Genomic DNA, 24,203 nt, shown 5'->3' with positions numbered 1-24,203 from the left:
ACTCCATCACTCCATATAACTTTGTATTTTTCCTTTTTCGACAGCATGTTGCATTATAAGTATCAATAACATAAGCAAGACCGCTGAAATACTTATTCTCCATGACCAATGCTGAATCTTTGTCCCCTTATATTTTACAACAACTTTACCTGCCTCTGGCGAAACTGATATTTCTACCAATCCATCATTTAGACATTTGCTTACCGTCAGTTTCCGTCCATCAGCCATTATTGCTTCATATCCCTTATAATAATACTTTGGAACTATGCACTCCCCCGCAGTTTTACCCGCATCAAACTCATAGCTTCCGTCTGATCCATAGCGCCCCCGTATGTAAGTATCTTCGCACTTCACCATCCCGCTGCTTTCTGCTCCGACAGATGTTGCAAGATCCCCTTCTTCTGGAAGCCACTCCCAGAACCCTATGCTGTCTGTACTTCCTGCATTATCCGCATAACCTTCCGGATAGTTCACATAGCCACCAAGTTCTATATTCCATACCATATTCAGGCTAAAAATACCGATAAGTATGCTTCCAGCCGCACATAAACATGCATTTCTTCTGTATGATGGCAACAGCTTTATTATATCCACTGACTGAAGTGCAAGACCAAGTGCCACAAAGAATTCTGTGAACATATTCAGTCTCCACGGAAACTGTATACTGACAAATGGAGTTCTGTCGATAAGTTTCCATGGAAAAATCTTTGTCTCGCATACAAGAAGCACCGCCGCTGTCACAAGGCACATCAAAGCCTTTTTATTATATACTTTTTTATATATACTGACAAATACCATAAGTGCCAGTATTCCAATCTCAATGAATGCAACCGAATACTTTCCACTCACTATCGCGAGCAGTGTCTGAGTCTCCTCATGTGTGTAAAATGCCGGTTCATTGCTTACATAGAACCTTCCATCTGCAAATTGTTCAAGTACAGGAAGCCAATAATAACATGTAAGTACTGCACACGCAAGAGCTTCCATACACACAGCCCCAATAAGTCTTCTGCAAGCCGCAATTCTTTTCCATCTCGCACACACCCAGATTATTCCCATTACTACACATAATACAAAGCTTATCGTGTGTGAAAGCATAAGACACGAATATGATACACATAAAAGGCCTTTTCTACTGTGTCCCATCTCAGTCAGGTCGTAAAGAGCAAGAAACGCCAGTGGAATAAATACCATGGCAGCAATTTCGCCAAGTGCAAATCTGGTATATACATCCTCAAGATGATAATGTCCCATTGTGTAAAGCACCATAGTGACAACACCCGCGCAACGGCTTCTGCCAATGCTCCGCCCTGTATAATACGCAGTAAGTCCCGTACATATCATCAGTACATATATATATATCTTCATTGCAATCCCCGGTGATGCCCCCAGAAGTCTGAAGAGAACGGCTGGCAGCAAGAACAAATCAGGGTAAAATATTCCCATACCGTAGCCATACCCTTCCAACATAGTCTGATATATATATACAGGGTATCCCTGCCCTGACTTTAGCGCTTTGAGGATACTCTCCACCCTGAGCATATGAACCTGCTGGTCATCACCGTATGGCAGGCCTGTCTTAAAACAAGGGATCATACATACACCACTTATCAGAAGCACCAGCAGTGCAATTCCCAGAATCTCTATTCTGTTTTTCTTTTTTTCTCTCACGCAGAATCTCCTCCCGGTCGTCAAAGCTCTGCCACATCATCCCCGGCAGTCAGTACGCATAAATATAAAGACAAACGGGGACAGGTATGGAATCTACTCTCACCTGTCCCCGTATTCTCAGTCATCTAAAACTGTTTATGACTCCTGCACATCTGTGCTATTTTTATTGGTATATCACCGGATATAATCCGTGTGACATGATTTCATCTTACTTAAAATACTCCACACCACTCTCAAATATCTTCTGGTTCTGGTCGCCATATACATTCACAGCTACAGCCTGTCCGATACGCTCTGAGTGTCCCATCTTACCGAGTACACGTCCGTCAGGACTTGTAATACCCTCAATTGCGTAGTATGAACCGTTGACATTGTAATACTCGTCCATGGTTGGGTTGCCGTTCATGTCGACATACTGTGTTGCAACCTGTCCATTTGCAAAGAGCTTCTCGCACCATTCCTTGCTTGCAACGAAACGTCCCTCACCGTGTGAGATAGGAATTGTGTATACTCCGCCGAGCTCTGCCTTCTTCAGCCATGGGCTCTTGTTTGTTACAACCTTGGTGTATACCATCTTGGACTGATGACGTCCGATGCTGTTCATTGTCAGTGTAGGTGAATCATCTGTCTGTGGTCTGATCTCGCCGTAAGGCACAAGACCGAGCTTGATGAGTGCCTGGAATCCATTACAGATACCAAGTGCAAGCCCGTCCCTCTCGTTCAGGAGCTTCATAACTTCCTCGGAGATCTTCGCATTACGGAATGCAGTTGCGATGAACTTACCTGATCCGTCTGGCTCATCACCGGCTGAGAATCCGCCTGGGAACATGATGATCTGTGAATCACTGATTGCCTTTGCAAATGCGTCAACAGAATCTCTGATTCCCTGTGCTGTCATATTTCTGAATACTATCGTCTGTACGTCTGCACCAGCTCTCTCAAATGCCTTTGCTGAGTCGTACTCACAGTTTGTACCAGGGAATACAGGTATGAATACCTTTGGCTTTGCAACCTTGTTCCTTGATGTGTAAACTGTCTTGGCATCAAAGAGTCCAGTCTTGATCTCTGTCTGTGGAACATTTGACTCTGTTGGGAATACCTTCTCAAGAGTCTTTGTCCATGCTGCAAGAGCCTCGTCCATAGTGATTGTGACATCCTTGTATGTAAATACAGGCTCCTTTGTAACCTTACCTATCTTCTTGACAGGAATTCCGAGCTGATCAAGATCTGCTGCCTTAACCTCAAGAATGATAGCGCCATAGTTCTTGGCAACAAGATCCTTCTTGCTCACTGTATCCTCAAGCTCAACACCGAGCTTATTTCCAAATGCCATCTTGCTGACAGCCTCTATTATACCGCCAAATCCAACTGCATATGCAGACTGGATCTTGCCCTCCTTGATCTTCTTGTTCAGGAGGTCATACATGTACAGAACATTCTCATATACAGGTATGTCGTTCTCGTCCTTCTCTATATCCATCTCCACAAGAACATTGCCTGCCTTCTTGAGCTCAGGTGTCACAACGTCCATGTAGCTTGCCACGTCAACTGCAAATGATACAAGTGTTGGAGGTACATCTATATCATTGAATGTACCTGACATACTGTCCTTTCCACCGATAGACGGAAGTCCAAGTCCTATCTGAACATCATATGCTCCGAGGAGCGCTGCCAGTGGCTGTCCCCATCTGTATGGGTCTGTTCCAAGTCTCTTGAAATATTCCTGGAATGTAAGTCTGATCTTGCTTACATCTCCACCTGCTGCAGCTATCTTGGCTGCTGATGTAACAACCGCATATACTGAACCATGATATGGGCTCCAGCTTGACAGATATGGGTCAAATCCGTAGCTCATCATGGTAATAGTGTCTGTCTTACCCTTGAGTACAGGCAGCTTTGCGATCATTGTCTGTGTAGGTGTGAGCTGATACTTACCACCGTAAGGCATTGTGACTGTTCCTGCTCCGATAGAGCTGTCGAACATCTCCACAAGTCCTTTCTGTGAGCACACATTCAGATCTGACAGTGTATCGAGCCATGCCTTCTTGACATCCTCAGGCTCCTTAACTGAATCAAAGTAATTGTCTGCCTTGCTTGGAACTTCAACCTTGACCTGTGTCTCCTGATGAGCACCATTTGTGTTGAGGAATGCACGTGAGATGTTCACGATGTCCTTGCCTCTCCACTTAAGGATAAGTCTAGGCTCCTCTGTAACCTTTGCAACTACTACAGCCTCGAGGTTCTCCTCCTCAGCGTATCCGAGCATAGTGTCAACATCCTTAGGATCGACAACTATAGCCATACGCTCCTGGGACTCTGATATTGCAAGCTCTGTACCGTCAAGACCTGCGTACTTCTTTGGCACCTTGTCAAGATCTACCACAAGTCCGTCTGCCAGCTCTCCGATGGCAACTGACACACCGCCGGCACCAAAATCGTTACACTTCTTTATAATAGATGAAACCTCTTCTCTTCTGAAGAGTCTCTGGATCTTTCTCTCTGTAGGTGGGTTACCCTTCTGAACCTCAGCACCACATGTCTCGAGTGAGTGTGATGTGTGAGCCTTGGATGAACCTGTTGCTCCACCACAGCCATCACGGCCTGTACGTCCGCCGAGCAGGATGATTACATCTCCCGGATCAGATGTGAGACGCTTTACAGCACGTCTTGGAGCTGCACCCATAACTGCTCCGATCTCCATTCTCTTTGCAACATAATCTGGATGATATATCTCATTTACAAGGCCTGTTGCAAGACCGATCTGGTTACCATATGAGCTGTAACCATGGGCTGCTGTTGTCACGATCTTACGCTGTGGAAGCTTGCCCTCCATTGTGTCCTTGAGAGACTTTGTAGGATCAGCCGCACCGGTAACTCTCATAGCCTGGTATACGTAACCTCTTCCTGAGAGCGGATCTCTGATAGCACCGCCAAGACATGTAGCAGCACCACCGAATGGCTCGATCTCTGTAGGATGGTTGTGTGTCTCGTTCTTGAAGAATACGAGCCACTCTTCCTCTACTCCGTCCACAACTACAGGAACAACTATAGAACAAGCATTGATCTCGTCTGACACTTCCATATCATCGAGCTTGCCTGCTGCCTTGAGCTGTTTCATACCCATAAGGGCTATATCCATGAGACATACAAACTTGTCATCTCTGTCCTTGTACATCTCCTTCATCTCTGCTCTGTATGCGTCAAATGTCTTCTCAAGAAGATCCTTGTAATCTCCATCGTCGAACTCTACATCTGTGAGCTCTGTTGAGAATGTTGTATGACGGCAGTGGTCTGACCAGTATGTATCGAGAACTCTGATCTCGGTCATGGATGGATCTCTCTTCTCCTCACTCTTGAAATAGTTCTGGATGTGAAGGAAATCCTTGAATGTCATGGCAAGTCCAAGTGAGTCATAGAGCTCCTTAAGATCTGCCTCTGCCATGTCCTTGAATCCGTCAAATATATGAACATCGGCTGGCTCAGGGAACTCTGTAACCAGAGTCTCAGGAATCTCCATACCGCATATTCTTGAATCAACAGGGTTTACACAGTAGTCCATGACAGCCTTCATCTGCTCGTCTGTCACGTCGCCCGAAAGTACATATGTTGTGGCAGTCTTGATAACAGGCTCCTCATCCTCTGCAAGAAGCTTTACACACTGCTCTGCTGAATCGGCTCTCTGATCGAACTGACCTGGAAGTGCCTCTACTGAGAACACCTTATCTGTGGCAGCAAGCTCAGGCTCACCCTCATAGATCACATCTACAGGCGGCTCAGCAAATACTGTCTCAAGAGCCTTTGCATATGTCTCATCTGATATGTTCTCAATATCATATCTGACAAGCACTCTCACATACTCAGCCTTGATACCCAGATAGTTCTTAATCTCTTCGTGAAGTTCCTTCGCCTTGACCGCATAGTCAGGCTTTTTCTCAACATACACTCTCTTGACCTTACTCATGTCATACCTCCATAGTAAAAGCGTTTTTGTTATTTTAATTCTTTAATAATAGCATTTATCTTGTTTTTTTTGTAGTAGTTTTTATCTTTTTGCCGATTTTCAGCTTATTTAAGCATAAAATTGTATCTTAACCCTGCATTTTCACCAAATATGTCATAACTTTCCATGCTAGTTATGCAGTCTTCGTATCATCTTAAATATCACCGAATTCTGGTATATCATAGGTGAATTCTGACAGTAGAATATGATTCCGTCCGTCGGTGCGTATATGTCCGTCGTATTCTCGCCCGTCATCGGATTGATGATATTTGCAATTATGTCGCCTCGTACAACCTCGTCTCCCGGCTGGACAAGCTTCTTGAAGAAGCCGGCGGCATGCTCGGACCTTATGCTGAGCAGATCCTCCTCGTCCATGATGGTGGAAATGTATCCCGCATGGCAGTTGTATCTTATAACGCCCATACGTGTCAGGAATCTGAGCACTGAGGACACCGCCTGATTGGCACTCTCACCATTGATGGTGTCGGTAACTCCCGAATATACCAAGAAAGCCTCCGTGCCGCGCATCTGCCAGTTGTAGTTGAGCGTTGCCTTATCATATGATCTAGGCTCCGCTGTCAATACATACGGCATACCGAACTGGCTGGCAAGGCTGTTGCTCTGCTTGCCTGTCTCTATCATCCTGACGTGCGGGATAAACTCACCATCCATATAGAAGCTCGCAAACTGTATTCCGTATGCGTAGCCGGTGACCTTCTCCATCACCGCCGCTGCAATACGGCTTGTCGCCTGACCTTCAGGATTGCCTGGGAATGATCTGTTTATATCTGAATTGTCTGTTATCCAGTATTTCTTGCCCACATTGAACGAGCTGTAATTGATTGATGGTATCAGAAGTATCTTCTTGCCCGACACTATGGCGCCCCTCGCCTCCAGCTCCCCAAGCTTCTTTGCCAGAAGTGAGCTTATGTAGAGCTGCTGAAATTCATTTCCTCTCATAGCACCAACTATGCATGCAGCCTTGTCTCCGCTGCCATAGGAAAATCCCTGTATCTCGTACTCTCCTCTGTAGGCTGTATTCATGGAATATATGATCTCTTTATTCATGGCCACCTCCGAAAATTCTGGCCACAAGTGACCCCTCTTCTATAACCGGATATTCTCTCAGTGAGAACACAATGCCGCTTCTCGGCGACCTGATGGTCTCCTCCACCGAGCCCGTGAGCACATTTACAATTCTTCCTATGATCTCTCCCTGCTGTATATATTCTGAGTGCTTTGCCACAGGAAGGAAGATTCCGCTGCTCTCAGCATTTACAAATACAACATCCTTGTCTTTTGCAAATTTAGGCTTATGTGCAGTCTCGACTTCGCCTTGCCATATTCCCATCTTCTTCATAAGAGAGAACAGTCCGTCCACTATCTGGTTCGAGTAATCGTAATCTATCTTGAGGGCAACTCCGGACTCCACTACCATACTCTTGACTCCGATCTCGTTGAGGGCATGTGCAAGACTTCCCTCCATGACCGTAGACGACGGATGTATCCATACAACATCCACATTCATGCACGCAACATACGGAGCAAGATCCGATGCCACGTCAGAATTAACCCTGACCTGTGGGATCTCCTTGATGTACACACTGCTGGAATGGACATCAACACAAATGTCCGCCCCCTCTATGTCCTTCATGACCTTTGCCGCTGTATACTCTCCCACAGTTCCGTCCTTTGATCCCGGAAACAGGGTGTTCATGTCTATGTCAAATACAGGCACATCCCTGTACTGAGCCTCAAGTCCCATAGGATTGATAAATGGATATACATCCACGATTCCAGTAAGCTTGTCAAAATCCTTCTTGATCCTTCTGATCAGTTCATAACATATGTACTGTCCGGCAACCTCATCCCCATGTATACCGGACACAATACACAGCCTCTTTTCATTTCCAGTTGGGAAATCCGGAGCCAGATGGTTCTTCTTCACCCTCATGACTTCCCCGATCAGCATGTTAGCTGATACTACAGTTTCTATCATATTTTGTCCACCTTGTATTATTTATTCGTTAGTAATTTTGCAAATTATCCCGGTACATAAAGAAAAGCAGGGTACTTGCCGTATCCTGCTTCTTGTACCTAAGTTATTATACATGATAACTGTCAGTTCTTCAAGGTATGTTGCCTACTCTGTGAGCCTGTTATGCCCTTTTCTTATACTCTATTCTGAGCTTGTCCGCTATGAGTGCGATAAACTCGGAATTTGTCGGTTTGCCTTTTCCCGCATTCACTGTATATCCAAACAAATCGTTGATGGTGTCTATCTGACCTCTGTTCCACGCCACCTCTATGGCATGTCTTATGGCTCTCTCTACGCTGGAGGATGTGGTCTTATATTTCTTCGCTATCGTCGGATAGAGAAGCTTTGTTATGTAGTTCAGCATGTTCACATCGTTGACCGCCATGATGATGCCCTCACGGATGTACTGGTAGCCCTTTATATTTGCAGGAATACCTATATCCCTGATGATATCCGTCACATCGCTCTCTATAGTATTCTCTATCTTGTGTGCCATACTCTTCTCTGTGAGACATGTAAGCTTGTCGTTCAGCCCTGACTCAAGCTCCTTCTTCTTCATATACATCTGTCTGAGTCTTGTCACAAGCTGCACCGGATTGTATGGCTTCAGGATATAATATGTCGCACCCATCTCAAATGCACATCTTATAAGTCTCTGTGATGACACCGATGTGAGTACCACAAATATCGTATTCTGATATTCAGGCAGTTCACTCATATGCTCCATCACTCCCAAGCCATCCATTCCCGAAAGGCAAATGTCCAGTATCACTATATCCGGCTTGTAAAGCTTTATTGATTCCACCGCTTCATCCCCGGTGCTGACCATATCAACTACTCTCATCTCGTCCTTTGATGCATATGTGGCGATCTGTTTTGCTATCTGTGTGCTGTCGCCATCAGCAATTACAATTTCGATCCCTTTGTTTCCCATAGTATCTCCCTTGTTATGTATAAATTTACAGGATTAAGCGCTTATCCCAACTACTTTATAATAATATTAAATATGATGTAATTTGTCAAGTGCTTTTAATATCATTTTTAATATCACATATTATGGCAACATTTTACTACAAATTACCCTGCATTTCTCATCTTCGCTTCCAGTCTTATCTTGTCGGCAATGAGAGCGACAAATTCTGAGTTCGTAGGCTTTCCTTTGCCCGCACTTATGGTGTAACCAAACAGTTCGTTGATAGTCTCTATCTTTCCTCTGCTCCAGGCCACCTCTATGGCATGTCTTATGGCTCTCTCCACCCTTGATGCAGTTGTGCCGTACATCTGGGCGATTGTCGGATAAAGCTGCTTTGTTATAGAATTCAAAATATCCATATCCCCCACAGCTATGACTATCGCGCTTCGGAGATACTGGTAGCCTTTGATGTGCGCCGGAACGCCTATCTCGTGGATTATCCCGGTCACCACCGCCTCCAGCTCGTCCGTCTTCTGCTCATTTTCATCCATCTTCAGAAGCTGAGTCGTATTGCTTCCGTGACCTTTATATGCATCATCAAGCACACCTCTGACCTTCTTCTCATCGTATGGCTGTTCAAGCAGTCTCACCACTGCCTTGTCACCTATCGTCGAAAATACAAAGTCCAGATAATTTCTATGCTGCTTCGATGAACAGAGCACAAATTTGACATTTCTCAGGTTCTTATTTCCAGATACGCCTTCGACCATATCCGTGATATCCGTACCGGGTATAACCTCGTCCGCGATCACTATGTCTGGCTTATCTTCTGCAATTTTCTTAACAGCTTCGTCACCCTTCTCACAACATCCAATGTACTCATAATCAGGCATATCCTCAAATACGTGCTTTAGCTGTTCAATTTCTCTTTTGTCATGTTTTACCATCATAACTTTAACATGACTCATGTTATACTCCTTCCCAAGTATAGTGACGGAATAACAATATTTACTTTTTTATTCCTGTTATTCCACTACGAACATTATATATAAATGTAGTTTTCTTGGGAATATATAGAACTTCGCAAGTTACGACAGCATCAGCTTCCGGAAAACATTTTTTCTACTGCGACTGACACCAGCAGACCACATACGCACATTTAATGAAAAAATGCGGCATATCTTCCCTTTTCGGGTCGATATGCCGCGCATGATCACTTCTCTTTTGTATGTTCTTTTTCTCTGAGTCTTATGATCGCATCATAGGCCGCCGGATTGTGCTCCTTCAGGTGCTCATCCATTCGTTTTCTTCTCGCCTTATATCTGTCGACAAATTCAGGATGCTCGCTCTCAAGCCTGTGAAGAAGCTGGCTCCGCCTGCGCTCGATACGCTCTGCAACAGAGTCCTCATCCTCGCCTGTGGCCCTCACGATCTCCTCTATGTGGGCCTCCATATGCTCAAGCCATTCTTCCTCATCCTGTATATCCATCTGCTTCCAGAAACCGGTCATAAGCTGTTCAACCCCGGTTCCGTTCTTCATACTGCCTATGGATTCACGGATGTGCTTCTCTATGACATCTTCCGCATCATCGCCAAATGCCCACACAAGCTCCTGAGCCATGTGCTCCGCTCTCTTTCTCCTGATGTCATGATAACTGTTATGTACACCAACTAGTGGATATGGAGTCTCAAGGCCGCAGTCTGACAGTGCTCTCTCCATGGTCTGTCTCACGCATCCTGCCTCTATCATGTCGCCAAGTCCAAGCTTTCTGAGCTGGACGTTGAGCTGGCCTATATGCTCCGTGATATAGAGCTTCACCCCCTTCTCTTTCAGCGTATCATACATGATCCTGAGGGTCTTGGCAGCCGTCACATCCACGCTTCCCATGGCGGACGCATCCACTATTACAGCCTTTGTGTCATCCTGTACCGCATCCATGATATCCTTCTGGAATATGGCTATATTTGCAAAGAACAGATTACTGCTGAATCTGTAAATAACTATATTCTGTATCGGGTATGCATGCTTGAACCTCTCGAGCGCAAGGAATTCCTCATGTCCAGGTACCAGTCCAAGGAAGCTTCTCGGAGGGTCCGCAGCCTTCCTTATGACTGCGGCAAATGAGAGTATGATTCCTATAAGAACTCCATTTATCGTTCCAAGTACCAGCACACCTAGGAAAGCTCCGCAGAATATGTAGAATTCCACCTTACTCACCTCCCACAGCTTTGCCGCCAGATCAAATTCCAGAGCACTGTAGAGTGCGGAGATGACGATTGCCGTGAGCACCGGAACCGGCAGATAACCTATAAATCCCGTTCCACACACGAGGATCACGATCATCACTACTCCTGCAAATATTCCAGTGAGCTGTGTCCTGCCTCCATACTGCTCACTCATTGTGGTTCTGGACACGGAACCGTTTATCGGACAGCAGCCTGTGAATGCCGCTGCAAGATTTGCCATTCCAAATGCCAGAAGCTCCTGATTATCGTCTATCTTATATCTGTTCTTCTGGGCGAAATTGTTCTCAGCCAGAAGCGTCTCCGCCATGATTACCACTGCTATCGACAGACTGACCGTCATGATATTTGGAAGCATCCTCTCATCTATCTGTGGTACAACGATCTGTGGAAGTCCTCTGCTCACCTCCGACAGACATACTATTCCGTATTCATCCATATCTATCACGCAGGACAGCAACGCTCCCGCTGTCATGACGCATATCGCCATCGGAAACTTTGGTATTAATCTTCGTGAAACAAGCAGTACCGCAAGAGCCGTAAGTCCCATGATTATTGACGGCACATTTACATCTCCTATCGTCTCTGCTATGTGCTCCACAAGCTCGAACAGCTCTCCTGTTCCCGCTCCGGCTCCATAGAGCTTCGGCACCTGCATAAGTATGATGGTGGTGCATATTCCTGATATGAATCCGCCCATGACAGGAGTCGATATGTAATTTACAAGCTTGCCCGCCTTGAACAGGAAGAATACCAGCAGCCACAGCGCCGTGAAAAATGTTATCACTGGAACAACCTGCATCGCCTGCTCCGTTCCCGGCGCAACCCCAAGCGTCACCAGTGCAGCTCCGACCAGCGCCGCAGGCGCGGCATCCACACCGAACACGAACTGCCTCGACGTGGACAGCAATCCAAATATTATGATCGGGAACACCGAACCATACAATCCATATACCGCCGGCAGCCCGGCTATCTGTGCATACCCCATCGATATCGGTATGGACACCGCCGCTATGATAATTCCTGTCAAAAGATCAGGAAGCAAATTCTCTTTTTTATAATTCTTTAGTGTATGACATAGTGAAATTTTTGAAACCTTGATTTTCTTGCCCTCCTGGGATGTTTGTGTGTGCCGGTCTGCCTTATGCTAAAGTCCGGCACTTCTGTTCTTAATTTTATCACTAAACAGGATTAATTTCACTCCTCCAGCATATTTTCAATAAAAATCCCATACCCCCTGGTTGGATCGTCTACGAATACGTGGGTGACTGCGCCGATTATCTTGCCATCCTGGATGATCGGGGAACCGGACATTCCCTGTACCACTCCGCCCGTCAGGTCTATGAGAGCATCATCGGTCACGTGGAATTCTATATTCTTGTCGGATGAATTCCTGTCCACATACTCTATGTCTATCTCATACTTCTCAAGCTCGCCGCTCATTCTGGAATATATATAAGCCTGCCCCTTGCGGACTTCATGACCTCTGGCTATATACATACGCTCCGCATCGCCGTATTTTGCCTGGCAATAGCTTGTGTCCAGATGACCATATATTCCACTTGCACTGTTGCCGTCAATAATGCCGACCAAAGATCTTCTATAGGCAATGCTTCCCTGAAGTCTGCCCGGTTCCGAGGAGTACGACCTGCTTATATTTGTAATATCCGTTGTGTACACACCGCCGGTGCTGCACCGCATCATAACTCCCGTATCTATATCCGACACACTGTGTCCAAGGGCCATGAAATTTGTTCCGTCGACAAATGTAACCGTGCCTATTCCCGACACATCATCCTTCACCCACGCGCCCAGCAGATAAGCGCCATTCTCGTTTTTTTCCGGCGTGATGCTACAGACCTTCTCCTCCCCATCCCTTATATATCTCACGGACAAGCTATCACCCTGGCTTTCAGCAACAATATCAAGCAGCTCCGACCTCTTAGATATCTCCATACCGTCTACACTCACAATATAATCCCCTGTACAGACCTTTCCATCAGCAGGGCAACAGGACTCGCCATTTTCATTTTTAAAGCTGCATACATCCACCACCAAAACTCCATCCGTCTTCATATAGATTCCCATCGCCTCGCCGGACGGAACTACAGGTCGGTCAAATATATCACTTCCAAACTCCGCATCCTTCGTGGTCGCCCTTGACACTACCCCATCAAGTGTTGAGCTTGTCTTCTCTGACCTTTCAACATCCACTCGTCTGTCCACCAACACACATAAAACCAATAGTGCTGCAAGGAGCAACAGATCCGCCACAGCCACCCATATGATCACTTTCTTATATCGCCTCATAATCTATTCCTCCTACATATACTTAAAAACAACTAATAGCTTATAAAAAAAGAGTAACAGCCTTGGCTGTTACTCTTAGTATGTTGTGTTAGGAATAACTTTATTTCAGTATTTTTTTGTCTTTTCTGCCATTTGTTTCATCTCACGGGCATTGCTCATGACTGCCTCAGTTATGGTCACGCCGCCGAGAAGTCTTGCGATCTCCTCTGTTGATTCCTCGTCGCTTAATCGGACGATCCTTGTCACTGTCTTGCCCTCGTCGGCAGACTTTTCTATGAGATAATGACTGTCTGCCATCGCTGCGATCTGCGGAAGATGGGTTATGCTTATAACCTGATGGCTTCTGGAAATAACTGCCATTTTTTCAGCAACCTTCTGAGCTGCACGGCCGCTTATTCCCACATCGATCTCATCGAATACAAGAGTGCCGATATTGTCCTCGGACGCCATGCAGGATTTGATCGCCAGCATGATCCTTGAGAGCTCACCGCCTGAAGCCACGTCATATAACGGTCTCATCTTCTCGCCGACATTTGTCGAAATGACAAAATAGCAGTCATCGATTCCATTTGCCGTACACTCCGGAAGCCTGTCAAATACCATGTCGAACCGAACCTCCATGAAACTCAGATCAGCAAGTGCATCTCTGATGTCTCTGCACAGATTCTCAGCCTGCTTCTGTCTCTCAGCAGTAAGCGCATCTGCTGCCTTGAGCATGGCTTTCTCCGTCTTTTTTATTTTGTCTGAAAGTCCTGCTATATATTCGTCATATTCAGACAGCCTTTCATATTCCTTCCTGCTGTCCTCCAGATATTTGAACACCTCTTCCAAGGTGCTTCCATATTTTCCCTTTATATCATTGATGACGTCAAGCCTGGACTCAACACTTCTAAACTCAGAATCGTCAAAGTCCATGCTCTGCATGTAATCATTTAATTCAACGTTAAAATCATTCAGCAGCGCGTCAATATTTTCTAACTGACTATACAGACCGTCTATCTCTCCGTCGAGATCCTTTATACCCTTCATCGATGCCAGCGCTCTGCCGATCTCATTTCCCGCAGATGAAGAAGATTCATAACCTGTAACGCTGTATACATCCGAAGCTGCCGCAACTATATCGCGTGAATTGACCATCCTGTTGTACTGATGCTCAACATCTTCGTCCTCACCAGTCTTTATATTTGCTGACTCGATCTCCGCAATCTGGTACTTGAGGAATTCTACCTTTCTGCTCCGCTCCGCCTCATCCATCGAGAGCTCGTCCATCTCACGCCTGAGTGTGACATACTCTCTGTGACACTCTGCAACCTTCTGCTTCAGGGGATCTATGGATGCTCTTCCATATTTATCCAGAAGCTTCATATGCTCCGCTTTCTTAAGGAGCGTCTGCTGCTGGTGCTGCGTGTGAATATCTATGAGAAGCGCAGATACCTCCCTGAGCTTTGCGGCGGTCACCGCCATATCATTTATAGTGTTGATGGTTCTGGAATTATTTATTCTCCGCGTGATGAGTATCTCGCCATCCTCCGATGGCTCCACTCCCAGATCTCTGATCTGCTCAATCACCTGGGGGTCATCCACCAGGAAAAGCAATTGACAGAAGCCCTCCTTGTCAGGCTCCCTGACTATATCCTTCGGAAGCTTATCTCCCATACCAATCTTCAGGGCTCCCATGATTATGGACTTACCCGCACCGGTCTCACCGGTAAGTATGTTGAGATTATCGGTAAAATTAACATTTGCATCGTCTATGAGTGCAATATTCTTGATATGTACATTAAGTAACATTTGTATCCTCCTGTTGACGCACAGACTTTATTACACATAACATATTACAGAGAGCTGTCATCTCTGCATCTTATCTATCGTCTTCATGACCGAATCGGTCATCTCCCGGCTTCTGACCGCCAGGAATATGGTGTCGTCCCCGGCTATACTTCCGAGGAGTCCATTTATCTCCACATTGTCAAGTGCTGCGGCAACTGCCATCGCCATGCCCGACACTGTCTTGATCACTATCAGATTCTCCGCCGGCACCATGGATAATATGCCAGCCCCGAGAACCTTTCTGTACGACTCTATGGACTCATGTGTTGCCGACTTTCCCAGAGTGTACTTCTGCCTGCCACCCGCCACGGCAACCTTGGTGAGGTTGATCTCTCTTATATCTCTCGATATGGTGGCCTGGGTCGTGGAAAAGCCCGCCTCTGCCAGCTTCTCCAGCAGTTCATCCTGAGTCTCTATATCATATTGTTCGATTATCGACAAAATCTTCGCCTGTCGCTTCTGTTTCATATCACTTTCCCCCAAGCTTGTTTCTAAGTATCTCGTAGAAATTCACATCACTCGCCTTTACGAGCTGCGTGGTTCTCTTTGACACGCATATATCAAGGATATCGCCTGCTGCCAGCTCGAAATCATTTCCACCGTCAAATGAAACTATCGCCTCGGTGTCCTGCGTCTTCCTCTTCTTGGCGATCTCTATTGAAACCTTTGCATCACTAGGAAGCACAATACTCTTCGAAGTCAGCGAATGTGGACATACCGGAGTGATGATCATCAGTCTTGCCATAGGATCCACGATCGGACCTCCGGCTGAGAGATTGTAACCCGTGGAGCCAGTGGGGGTCGATATGATGATTCCATCTCCATCATAGGCATTCAGAAAGCTTCCATTTACATAGACATCAAGACCTATAAGTCTTGAAAATCCTGCCCTGCTGATAACTATATCATTGAGTGCCCTCTTCCTGCACTCCTTGCCATCTCCTGTTCTGACTGTTCCCCTGATCATCATTCTGTCCTGCATGGAATAATCATCCGCAAGCAGTCTGTCTATGATGGTCTGCCAGTTGGTGATCTCCCCCTCAGTGAGGAATCCCACCGTTCCAAGATTTATCCCGAACAGAGGAATCTCCACATGGCTGGCACTGGATGCCACATTGAGGAGTGTTCCATCCCCTCCAAGAACAAGTATACAGTCAAAGCTCTCAAGCTCATCCGTAACCTGCTGCTTGTCACATGCACTGAAGCTGTAGCAGTCCATGGCTTTACACGCACCATTTTGCGATTCAATATACGCTGTGAGCTCCGACGTTATACGATTATCCTCATCCTTATCCGGGTTATATACTATATAAAAATTCTTCATATCGTATCCTCTATGACTTGTTCAGTTCGTTGTGGGACTCCTCCACCAGAGCCTTTATGTCGAATTCCTCATCCGTCTTCGACTCATCCTTTGATATGTGGAGCAGATATTCTATGTTGCCCTCAGGTCCTTTTATAGGTGAATAGCTGAGGTGCAGTGTGCGGAATCCTATGCTTCTGGCATAACCGACTATCATCTCCACAACCTCAATATGGGTTGAAAGCTCTCTGACAACGCCCTTCTTGCCGACCTTCTCTCTTCCCGCCTCGAACTGCGGCTTGATAAGGCACACGATCTCTCCACTATCCGTAAGCAGCTCCTTTACCGCTGGAAGCACCTTTGTAAGAGATATAAATGACACATCTATCGAAGCAAATTCAATCTTATCGTCAATATCCTCAGGTGTGACATATCGTATATTTGTTTTCTCCATACAGACAACTCTCTCGTCATTTCTGAGCTTCCATGCAAGCTGTCCATGACCCACGTCAACGGAATACACCTTCACCGCACCATTCTGCAGCATACAGTCGGTAAAACCGCCGGTGGAAGCACCTACATCCATGCACACCTTACCCGCAAGCTCCACACCGAAATGATCCATAGCCTTCTCAAGCTTCAGGCCTCCACGGCTCACGTATTTGAGGGTGTTGCCCCTGACCTCTATCTTAGCAGTCTCGTCAAATGTCGTGCCGGCCTTATCCTCTTTGTTATTGTCAACATACACTATTCCTGACATGATGATGGCTTTCGCCTTCTCTCGTGAATCTGCCAGTCCCTGTTCTACAAGGAGAACATCAAGTCTCTTCTTCATCTGTCTTCCTCTTATTCTGTACAATCTGTCGATATTATATGTTTTATCCTGTCATACAGCGAATCCGCGTCAAGCTTCAGCATCCTCCTGAGCTCATCCACGCTTCCATGCTGTACAAATGTATCCTCAATGGCACACACTGTCACATCCACATCAAGGTGTCTGTCCATGACATACTCCTCGACCAGAGATCCGTATCCGCCATGCTTTATCTCTTCTTCAATAACCACTATATGTTCATGATCCCTGCTGAGCTCATCTATCATATCAGTATCTATCGGCTTCAGAAATCTTGCATTGACAAATGTGACATTTGTTCCCTCTGCCAGCAGTCTGTCATATACCTTCTCGGCCTCCTGAACCATGTTGCCAACAGCCACTATGGCAAGCTTCTGTCCCCTGTGGATCATCTCGCTCCTGCCATACTCAATATCCGCATTGTATTCCTTAAGTCCATAATAAGCCTCTCCTCTGGAATACTTGAGCGCAACCGGACCATCGTAAGCAACAGCCCACTCCATCGCTCTGGTGAGCTCATATCTGTTCTTCGGCGCAATGATGGTCATGTTCGGAATATGTGACAGAAACGCAGTGTCAAATATGCCCTGATGTGTATCGCCATCTGCACCGACAAGCCCTGACCTGTCAATGGCAAATATGACATGCAGCTTCTGCAGGCACACATCGTGTAAGATCTGATCATATGCCCTCTGCAAAAATGACGAGTATATCGCAACCACTGGCACCAGTCCCGACGCAGCAAGTCCCGCGGCAAACGTCACCGCATGTTCCTCCGCGATGCCAACGTCAAAAGCTCTGTCCGGGAACTCCGCAGCAAATGCCGACACTCCTGTTCCCTTGCCCATGGCAGCCGTTATGGCCGTTATCCTTGGATCAGCCTTGCCAAGCTCCACCAGCTTTCTGGCAAACACTCCTGTGTTTGTCATGGCCTTCCGGTCCTTAATAACCTTTCCAGTCTGTATATCAAACGGATCAACGCCGTGGAAATAGCTAGGGTGTCTCTCGGCATGGGTATACCCCTTGCCCTTCACTGTCTTCACATGCACAAGGATCGGTCTGTTAAGCTTAAGCGCCTTTCGGAAAGTGGCCTCCATCACATCTATATCGTGTCCGTCTATAGGTCCTATATATGTGACTCCCAGCTCCTCGAAGAACATCCCCGGCACAAATATCTGCTTGATGGAATCCTTTGACTTCTTCAGTCCTCTGGCAAGATGTTCTCCAGCCACAGGGATCTTCATGAGGATCTTCTCCACATTGCCCTTAAAATCATTGTACTGCTGCCCAACACGTATCTTGCTGAGATATGTGGACATGCCGCCAACATTCTGATCGATGGACATATTGTTATCGTTCAGCACAACAAGGCAGCCGGTCTTGATATCCGCCATATTATTCATGGCCTCATATACCATGCCACCTGTGAAGGAGCCATCTCCGATCACTGCGGCAATCTTCTCATTTGTACCCTTGATACTTCTGGCACACGCCATTCCAAGCGCAGCGGAAATGGATGTTGAGCTGTGTCCTGTATTGAACGCATCGCACGGGCTCTCACTGGTCTTCGGAAAACCGCTCATTCCTCCAAACTGTCTGAGAGTGCCCATCTCATTCTTCCTGCCCGTCAGTATCTTGTGGACATAGGACTGATGTCCCACATCCCATATAAGCTTATCCTCAGGGAAATCCAAAACCCTGTGAAGTGCCATGGTAAGTTCCACGCATCCAAGATTCGGAGCCAAATGTCCACCGGTCTCGCTCACATGCGACACCAGAAATTCTCTGATCTCATCCGCCAGCTCCGGCAGATCTTCCCTGTCTATATCCTTTATATCGTTTGGTTTATTTATTCTATCCAGTATATTCATATGCACACCACGAGAGGAGTCCTATTTATCCCTGTTTATCAGCCAGATGACCAATTCCTTCAGAAACTCATTGTCCCCGCCTATCTCTTCCAATTCTCTTACTGCTCTCTCCGACAGCTCAGTCACATAACGTCTGGATTCATCAATTCCATGTATTGTGACATATGTAACCTTGCCATTCTCCTCATCACTCAGCGTCGGCTTTCCAAGGAGCGCACTGTCTCCACAGACATCCAGAATATCGTCCTGGATCTGGAATGCCATGCCGACGTCCGATGCTATCTTGTGTACCGCCGCAACCTTAGCCTCGTCTGCCCCCGCAAGTATCGCGCCTATCATCATGGATGCCTCTATGAGGGCTCCGGTCTTGTTCTCATACACATATTCAAGCTGCTCCTTTGAGAGCTCCTTGCCGGTCATCTCCACATCGACGACCTGACCGCCTATCATGCCGTTTATACCCGGCTTCTGCGCAAGCACACACATCGCAGACGCCACAGCATGTATATCCTCACCCATGCCAAATGCCTTACATGCGGTCTCATATGCATAATTGAGCAGCGCATCCCCCGCAAGAATAGCCATCGCCTCGCCAAATACCACATGGGATGTCTTTCTTCCGCGCCTGTAATCGTCATTGTCCAGAGCCGGAAGATCGTCATGTATGAGTGAATATGTATGTATCATCTCTATCGCAGCCATGAACGGCTTTATAACCTCTGACTTGCCGCCGAACAGCCTGTATGTCTCCTCCATGAGCATGGGACGAAGCCTCTTTCCACCCGCCTCTACCGAGTACGCCATGGCCTCACACACTGTCCTGTTAAATCCGTCTGCAGGTGGCAGATAGCTCTCAACTATATCGTTGATCCTTGCCGCCTTCTCCGCTATAAGTTTATCTATCATGCTTCCTCCTGACCCGAAAGTGTTATCATCTCTTTCTCAACATCGCACAGGTAATTCCTGCATCTGTTTATGAGCTGGACGCCCTCAGAATAAAGCTCCATGGACTTCTTGAGCCCCGTATCAGTATTCTCAAGCGCAGCCGCTATCTCATCAAGTCTGGCAAGAGCCTCCTCTATGGACACATCCTGAAGAGTGTCCGCTGTATCCATATTCTGTGTATCTTCTGCCATATCTATTCCTCCTGCCCGGTCACGTCAGCCACGACCGCCTGTATTCTTCCATCATGAAGAGTTATCTCTATATCATCCCCAGGTGTGATCCCTGACACAGATCTGACAGGCTCACCATCCGATGAAATATATCCAAATCCATTTATGAGCTTAGCTGTAGGCGAAAGGCCATGTATCCTCTCCGTCATGACCGCCAGGGCATTCCTTGTCATGTCGTACTTTCTGCCCATCGCGCTCTTCATCCTGTCATGAAGCCTGTCACAGTGCACCGATCTATCCTCTATCTTATCCGCCATCAGCCCATTTATCTGCTTCTCTATTCTGTCAAGCTGCTGCCTCTGACTGTCCATTCTTCCGGATGGACTCAAAAGTCTGAGCTGCCTGTCATAACCATCCAGACTCCTCGCAAGTCTGTCTATCCTGCCGGATATCAGCATGGTGAGCTGTTCAAGTCTCCTGTCAAATCCGGCAACTGTCTCTGCCACCACCGGAAGCGCATGCATGACAGCCGTGGACGGATTGGATTCTCTCCTGTCCGCAACCATGTCCGCAACTGTGGTGTCTATCTCATGCCCCGTAGCCGATATGATAGGCGTCTCCGCATTGAATATGGCCCATGCCACCTGCTCCTCATTGAACGCCCACATATCCTCCTTGGAGCCTCCGCCTCTTCCAACGATTATGAGGTCGAGCCCCATGGAATCAAGTATCTCGATTCCTCTGGATATATCCGCCGCCGCATACTGTCCCTGCACGGTCGCAGGATAACAATAGAGCTGGGCATACGGATCCCTCCGTTTTGCCACTGCACGGATATCGCTTATCGCAGCCTTTGCCCCCGCCGTCACTATACCAATACGCCTCGGATAGGCGGGAATAGGCTTCTTGTATTCCTGCGAAAACAGCCCCATGCCGTCCAGTCTGGCTATGAGTCTCTCCAGCTTGGCATTCACCTCGCCGTCACCCACACGCACCAGCCTGTCTACATAGAGCTGATACTTTCCGTCTCTCACGAAGACATCAATATGACCAAATGCATGAACCTTGTCTCCGTTCTTCGGAGCAAACTTGAGTCCATATACCTGTTTTCCCGCAAACATAACAGCCGCCAGAACTCCGCTGGGATCCTTGAGACTGAAATACATATGACCTCTCTTGTCTGTTCCGAGTCCTGTGATCTCTCCCTCAACCCCCAGACTGCCAAGCCACGGCTCGCCGCTGACCAACTCCTGTATCCTCTCATTGAGTTCCTTGACTGTATATATGTTATTCTGCTGTGGCATCTGCGCCACTCTCCTTCTTGTCCTTATCACCGGATACAAGCTTTGCAAGAAGTGCATTCACGAACTTGCTCGCCGATGCATCACAATACTTCTTTGCCAGCTCAACCGCCTCATTGATGGCGACCTTCTCCGGTATGCTCTCATCGTACTTCACTTCATAGACACCAAGCCTTAATATAGCCAGCTCCTCCTTGCCTATACGAGGAAGCTTCCAGCCTTCTGATATCTGTGAAATGATCTCATCTATCTCTGCTTTCTTAGAGATGATATTCTTAACCTTGGTGGTTATATAATCTCTGTCCTCATCGCTGACTATTCCGTACAGAAGCGGATCGTCCTCCTCATCTCCCGGCATCTCAGGGTCAAATGCAAAATCAAGCTGATCCTGCATGCCCTCAGCGTCATTGAACTCCAGTGTAAATACTATCTTGAATATCCTGTCTCTTATCTCTCTTCTAGTCATATCTTCCTCTCCACTATATAAAGCTTTATCTGTATCCTATCTGCCGTCTCCAACACGTACACCGGCTATCCTTATGTTGACTTCCTCAACACTCAGTCCTGTCATAGTCTCTATAGCCTGCTTGACCTTATCCTGAACCTGGCCTGATACTGATGGTATGCTGTACTCGTACAGAACCTCTATCGCAATATCAACCTTTACCTTGCCGGGAAGAAGCTCTACCTTAACGCCCTTTGCAGGGTTCTTCTTTCCGAACTTTGAGGCAAGCTCATTTGGAAGGTTGCCTGTAAGTCTGTATACACCTTCAACCTCTCCGGCTGCAAGCCCTGCTATGATAGCCACTACGTCATCCGCTATCTGGACTTTGCCCAGAGAATTGCTCTCTTCTATATTGTAAGAATTATCCTGAACCGCGCTGCCTTCAATCACGATATCATCATTCAACTTATCACTCATGGTCATACCTCCCGTTTCGTATGGGTTATTTGAATCTTATTATAATCTGAAGGCAGCTATTTTGCAAGTATATGCGATTCACGGCTTATCCTTCCGCTGTCTATTTGCCACCCATGACAGATATTGCAACACTGCTTATATCATACCCTGTTTTTCGGATAACTATGTCCTCTATCTGTGCTCTCTCGGTATCCGACAGCGATTCCACATTCAGCGACACGTCAACAGCCTCATCACTTATCGTCACTATGGCATCGCTATACCCCTTTGCCGCCAGAACTGTCTCGACATCTGTCTCCTTCTCTATGGTATCGTTCAGCTTCACATATGTATCTGTCGCCTCCTTCTTTGCCGAATCGCTGAGTGCCTCATCACCTATCACATCCATCAAAGCTTCCTTGCTCCTTGATCTGCTCTGCTCACGGTTCAGCTTTGCCGCGGCCATATTGCTTGTCACCTGTGCACTGGTGAGTACAGCGTCACCGATCTCATCCTCCTGGCCATTGAGCTCCACATCCTCGGTCTGGCCATTCTCATCCTTCACCGCCTGTGAGTTCTCATTTTCCGCCATGGACGATAGATCCTCATAGTTGATCACCTCCACCTGTTTTTTGTCAGCTTTTTCCTTCTTCTTGTCCTTTCCTGCATCCGCAAAGCTCATGTAACCGGCCACCCCTATCATAACTGCAAGTGCGATGACCGCCAGTCTGTTCTTTCCACTGAATTTCTTCATAGTCCCTCCACATTAATTTGCTTCTAATATCACAATCTTATGCGTCGGCACGTCAAATAATGCCTGCACTGCATTCGTTATCTTCAGCGTTGTATCGCCATTTTCCGCCCCCTTGCAAATGATAACCACACCCTCGGTCTCCGGCTCCCTGTACCTGACCACATACGGCGAGCTCCCACTGCCCTCACTCACCATGACCGTCTCCTCCGACACGCTTCTCTGGCTGCTGTCGCCGTTCTCACTGGAACTGCTTCCGGAGTCCTTGAGTGCTATGTTCTCACCGCTGTCCTTGACCGTTATCATCACTCTCACATCTGATATTCCGTCCACCTGCTCAAGCACTGATGTGAGTCTCTCCTCCATATACTCCACATAATCCGTGGTATCCCCTGACATATTCCGGTCATTTCCGCCGGTCACATCCGCGTCTGTCTCATCGGACTGTCCGGTCCATCCGCTCTTTTGGTCATTTTTATCAGTCTTGCTGTTATTTGCCGGCCACACAACTATCATCAGACATATCCCTGACAGCAAAATGAGCAGCAACTTGTATAATCTGTTGTTGCTGCTCTTCAATATATTCATAATCCCCGATATTCCCTTTTTCTTAGAATCCTCCACTACAGTCCCTCCTGCATATGATCTGTATTGCCCCTCCTGATGGTAATCCTGTTCTCATCAACGCCGTATTCCTCTGACACCGCAGATCTTATCCCGTCTGTGTCTACTTTATCAGACTGTATGGATATCTCCATGCTGTCTATCCCAAGCTCCTCCCCGGTGACTATACGCACCACCGCATCGGCATTACAATTGTCAGATATAAACCGCTCCACTACCTCCTCCATGGCCCTGACATACATCTCATCATCGCCCTCGGCCACGTCCATTCCAAGCGATTCACTGTATGTATTGAACTCTATCCTGTCCGCATACCCAAGCCAGCCTATTACAGGATTTATCACAACCATCATCATGACAAATCCCACAGCCGCCTGGACATATCTGCGCATCTTCGGATCCGGGGCAATATACAGCACGACAGAAAAAAGTATACTGCACACAACTATATTTTTCAGCCACTCAGCAAGCATGCACA

At 46.9% G+C, this 24,203-nt stretch carries 21 protein-coding genes; all 21 read right to left on the bottom strand.

All coding sequences use genetic code 11. The annotated features are described in order from the left end of the window. Positions 1-6: 6 nt before the first annotated feature. On the bottom strand, positions 7-1,671 hold the full coding sequence (locus DW159_RS01910) for a DUF6541 family protein (RefSeq protein WP_117548765.1): 1,665 nt from the start codon (positions 1,669-1,671) through the stop codon (positions 7-9). Between the two features lie 208 nt (positions 1,672-1,879). After that, on the bottom strand, positions 1,880-5,632 hold the full coding sequence (locus DW159_RS01905) for a phosphoribosylformylglycinamidine synthase (protein ID WP_117548764.1): 3,753 nt from the start codon (positions 5,630-5,632) through the stop codon (positions 1,880-1,882). A 168-nt stretch (positions 5,633-5,800) separates the two neighbouring features. Next, positions 5,801-6,739, bottom strand: a complete 939-nt coding sequence (locus DW159_RS01900; protein ID WP_117548763.1) for a M14 family metallopeptidase — start codon at positions 6,737-6,739, stop codon at positions 5,801-5,803. Beyond that, positions 6,732-7,670: a M14 family metallopeptidase gene (locus tag DW159_RS01895; RefSeq protein ID WP_022216686.1), complete on the bottom strand. Its 939-nt coding sequence runs from the start codon at positions 7,668-7,670 to the stop codon at positions 6,732-6,734. The genes DW159_RS01900 and DW159_RS01895 overlap by 8 nt, the downstream gene beginning before the upstream one ends. 160 nt (positions 7,671-7,830) lie before the next feature. Beyond that, positions 7,831-8,643: a sporulation transcription factor Spo0A gene (spo0A, locus tag DW159_RS01890; RefSeq protein WP_015533550.1), complete on the bottom strand. Its 813-nt coding sequence runs from the start codon at positions 8,641-8,643 to the stop codon at positions 7,831-7,833. A gap of 143 nt (positions 8,644-8,786) precedes the next feature. Next, positions 8,787-9,590 (bottom strand): sporulation transcription factor Spo0A, encoded by an 804-nt coding sequence (spo0A, locus tag DW159_RS01885; protein ID WP_117548762.1) that lies wholly within the window; start codon positions 9,588-9,590, stop codon positions 8,787-8,789. A gap of 245 nt (positions 9,591-9,835) precedes the next feature. Then, on the bottom strand, positions 9,836-11,911 hold the full coding sequence (locus DW159_RS01880; RefSeq protein ID WP_278320888.1) for a SulP family inorganic anion transporter: 2,076 nt from the start codon (positions 11,909-11,911) through the stop codon (positions 9,836-9,838). Positions 11,912-12,063: 152 nt separating this feature from the next. After that, positions 12,064-13,176 (bottom strand): SpoIVB peptidase S55 domain-containing protein, encoded by a 1,113-nt coding sequence (locus DW159_RS01875; RefSeq protein ID WP_117548760.1) that lies wholly within the window; start codon positions 13,174-13,176, stop codon positions 12,064-12,066. Positions 13,177-13,281: 105 nt separating this feature from the next. Next, positions 13,282-14,967 carry a DNA repair protein RecN gene (recN, locus tag DW159_RS01870; RefSeq protein ID WP_117548759.1) on the bottom strand — a complete coding sequence of 562 codons (1,686 nt, stop codon included), beginning with the start codon at positions 14,965-14,967 and terminating at the stop codon, positions 13,282-13,284. A gap of 57 nt (positions 14,968-15,024) precedes the next feature. Beyond that, complete coding sequence (locus DW159_RS01865; RefSeq protein WP_117548758.1) at positions 15,025-15,474, bottom strand: arginine repressor; 450 nt, start codon at positions 15,472-15,474, stop codon at positions 15,025-15,027. A 1-nt stretch (position 15,475) separates the two neighbouring features. Next, positions 15,476-16,330, bottom strand: a complete 855-nt coding sequence (locus DW159_RS01860; protein ID WP_117548757.1) for an NAD(+)/NADH kinase — start codon at positions 16,328-16,330, stop codon at positions 15,476-15,478. Between the two features lie 10 nt (positions 16,331-16,340). Further along, a complete protein-coding gene (locus tag DW159_RS01855) occupies positions 16,341-17,144 on the bottom strand; it encodes a TlyA family RNA methyltransferase (protein ID WP_022216691.1) in 804 nt (267 codons plus the stop codon). Between the two features lie 11 nt (positions 17,145-17,155). Next, entirely contained in the window at positions 17,156-19,033 is a 1,878-nt protein-coding gene (dxs, locus tag DW159_RS01850) for a 1-deoxy-D-xylulose-5-phosphate synthase (RefSeq protein WP_117548756.1), read from the bottom strand. A gap of 21 nt (positions 19,034-19,054) precedes the next feature. Then, positions 19,055-19,939: a polyprenyl synthetase family protein gene (locus DW159_RS01845; protein WP_015533557.1), complete on the bottom strand. Its 885-nt coding sequence runs from the start codon at positions 19,937-19,939 to the stop codon at positions 19,055-19,057. After that, positions 19,936-20,169 (bottom strand): exodeoxyribonuclease VII small subunit, encoded by a 234-nt coding sequence (gene xseB / locus DW159_RS01840; protein WP_117548755.1) that lies wholly within the window; start codon positions 20,167-20,169, stop codon positions 19,936-19,938. The genes DW159_RS01845 and xseB overlap by 4 nt, the downstream gene beginning before the upstream one ends. Positions 20,170-20,171: 2 nt before the next feature. Then, positions 20,172-21,452: an exodeoxyribonuclease VII large subunit gene (gene xseA, locus DW159_RS01835; protein WP_158547567.1), complete on the bottom strand. Its 1,281-nt coding sequence runs from the start codon at positions 21,450-21,452 to the stop codon at positions 20,172-20,174. Then, a complete protein-coding gene (nusB, locus tag DW159_RS01830; RefSeq protein ID WP_117548753.1) occupies positions 21,436-21,915 on the bottom strand; it encodes a transcription antitermination factor NusB in 480 nt (159 codons plus the stop codon). The genes xseA and nusB overlap by 17 nt, the downstream gene beginning before the upstream one ends. A gap of 36 nt (positions 21,916-21,951) precedes the next feature. Then, positions 21,952-22,371: an Asp23/Gls24 family envelope stress response protein gene (locus DW159_RS01825; RefSeq protein ID WP_015533560.1), complete on the bottom strand. Its 420-nt coding sequence runs from the start codon at positions 22,369-22,371 to the stop codon at positions 21,952-21,954. Between the two features lie 100 nt (positions 22,372-22,471). Then, a complete protein-coding gene (locus DW159_RS01820) occupies positions 22,472-23,104 on the bottom strand; it encodes a SpoIIIAH-like family protein (protein ID WP_117548752.1) in 633 nt (210 codons plus the stop codon). 12 nt (positions 23,105-23,116) lie between these two features. Continuing rightward, positions 23,117-23,725, bottom strand: coding sequence for a hypothetical protein (locus DW159_RS01815; RefSeq protein ID WP_117548751.1), 609 nt, complete (start codon positions 23,723-23,725; stop codon positions 23,117-23,119). Beyond that, complete coding sequence (locus DW159_RS01810) at positions 23,725-24,198, bottom strand: stage III sporulation protein AF (RefSeq protein ID WP_158547566.1); 474 nt, start codon at positions 24,196-24,198, stop codon at positions 23,725-23,727. Before DW159_RS01810 ends, DW159_RS01815 begins: the two co-directional genes overlap by 1 nt. Positions 24,199-24,203 lie beyond the last annotated feature (5 nt).

It is taken from the genome of Coprococcus sp. AM14-16, assembly GCF_003434675.1.
Lineage (GTDB): Bacteria > Bacillota > Clostridia > Lachnospirales > Lachnospiraceae > Coprococcus > Coprococcus aceti.
Note: the sequence above shows the minus strand (reverse complement) of the source record. Positions and strands in the feature narration are given on the sequence as shown.

What these genes read in the sequence shown, in the direction of transcription:
- DW159_RS01905 (WP_117548764.1), bottom strand. Translation starts at nt 5,632, where the DNA reads ATGAGTAAGGTCAAGAGAGTGTATGTTGAGAAAAAGCCTGACTATGCG.
- DW159_RS01900 (WP_117548763.1), bottom strand. Translation starts at nt 6,739, where the DNA reads ATGAATAAAGAGATCATATATTCCATGAATACAGCCTACAGAGGAGAG.
- DW159_RS01895 (WP_022216686.1), bottom strand. Translation starts at nt 7,670, where the DNA reads ATGATAGAAACTGTAGTATCAGCTAACATGCTGATCGGGGAAGTCATG.
- spo0A (WP_015533550.1), bottom strand. Translation starts at nt 8,643, where the DNA reads ATGGGAAACAAAGGGATCGAAATTGTAATTGCTGATGGCGACAGCACA.
- spo0A (WP_117548762.1), bottom strand. Translation starts at nt 9,590, where the DNA reads ATGAGTCATGTTAAAGTTATGATGGTAAAACATGACAAAAGAGAAATT.
- DW159_RS01875 (WP_117548760.1), bottom strand. Translation starts at nt 13,176, where the DNA reads ATGAGGCGATATAAGAAAGTGATCATATGGGTGGCTGTGGCGGATCTG.
- recN (WP_117548759.1), bottom strand. Translation starts at nt 14,967, where the DNA reads ATGTTACTTAATGTACATATCAAGAATATTGCACTCATAGACGATGCA.
- DW159_RS01865 (WP_117548758.1), bottom strand. Translation starts at nt 15,474, where the DNA reads ATGAAACAGAAGCGACAGGCGAAGATTTTGTCGATAATCGAACAATAT.
- DW159_RS01860 (WP_117548757.1), bottom strand. Translation starts at nt 16,330, where the DNA reads ATGAAGAATTTTTATATAGTATATAACCCGGATAAGGATGAGGATAAT.
- DW159_RS01855 (WP_022216691.1), bottom strand. Translation starts at nt 17,144, where the DNA reads ATGAAGAAGAGACTTGATGTTCTCCTTGTAGAACAGGGACTGGCAGAT.
- dxs (WP_117548756.1), bottom strand. Translation starts at nt 19,033, where the DNA reads ATGAATATACTGGATAGAATAAATAAACCAAACGATATAAAGGATATA.
- DW159_RS01845 (WP_015533557.1), bottom strand. Translation starts at nt 19,939, where the DNA reads ATGATAGATAAACTTATAGCGGAGAAGGCGGCAAGGATCAACGATATA.
- xseB (WP_117548755.1), bottom strand. Translation starts at nt 20,169, where the DNA reads ATGGCAGAAGATACACAGAATATGGATACAGCGGACACTCTTCAGGAT.
- xseA (WP_158547567.1), bottom strand. Translation starts at nt 21,452, where the DNA reads ATGCCACAGCAGAATAACATATATACAGTCAAGGAACTCAATGAGAGG.
- nusB (WP_117548753.1), bottom strand. Translation starts at nt 21,915, where the DNA reads ATGACTAGAAGAGAGATAAGAGACAGGATATTCAAGATAGTATTTACA.
- DW159_RS01825 (WP_015533560.1), bottom strand. Translation starts at nt 22,371, where the DNA reads ATGAGTGATAAGTTGAATGATGATATCGTGATTGAAGGCAGCGCGGTT.
- DW159_RS01820 (WP_117548752.1), bottom strand. Translation starts at nt 23,104, where the DNA reads ATGAAGAAATTCAGTGGAAAGAACAGACTGGCGGTCATCGCACTTGCA.
- DW159_RS01810 (WP_158547566.1), bottom strand. Translation starts at nt 24,198, where the DNA reads ATGCTTGCTGAGTGGCTGAAAAATATAGTTGTGTGCAGTATACTTTTT.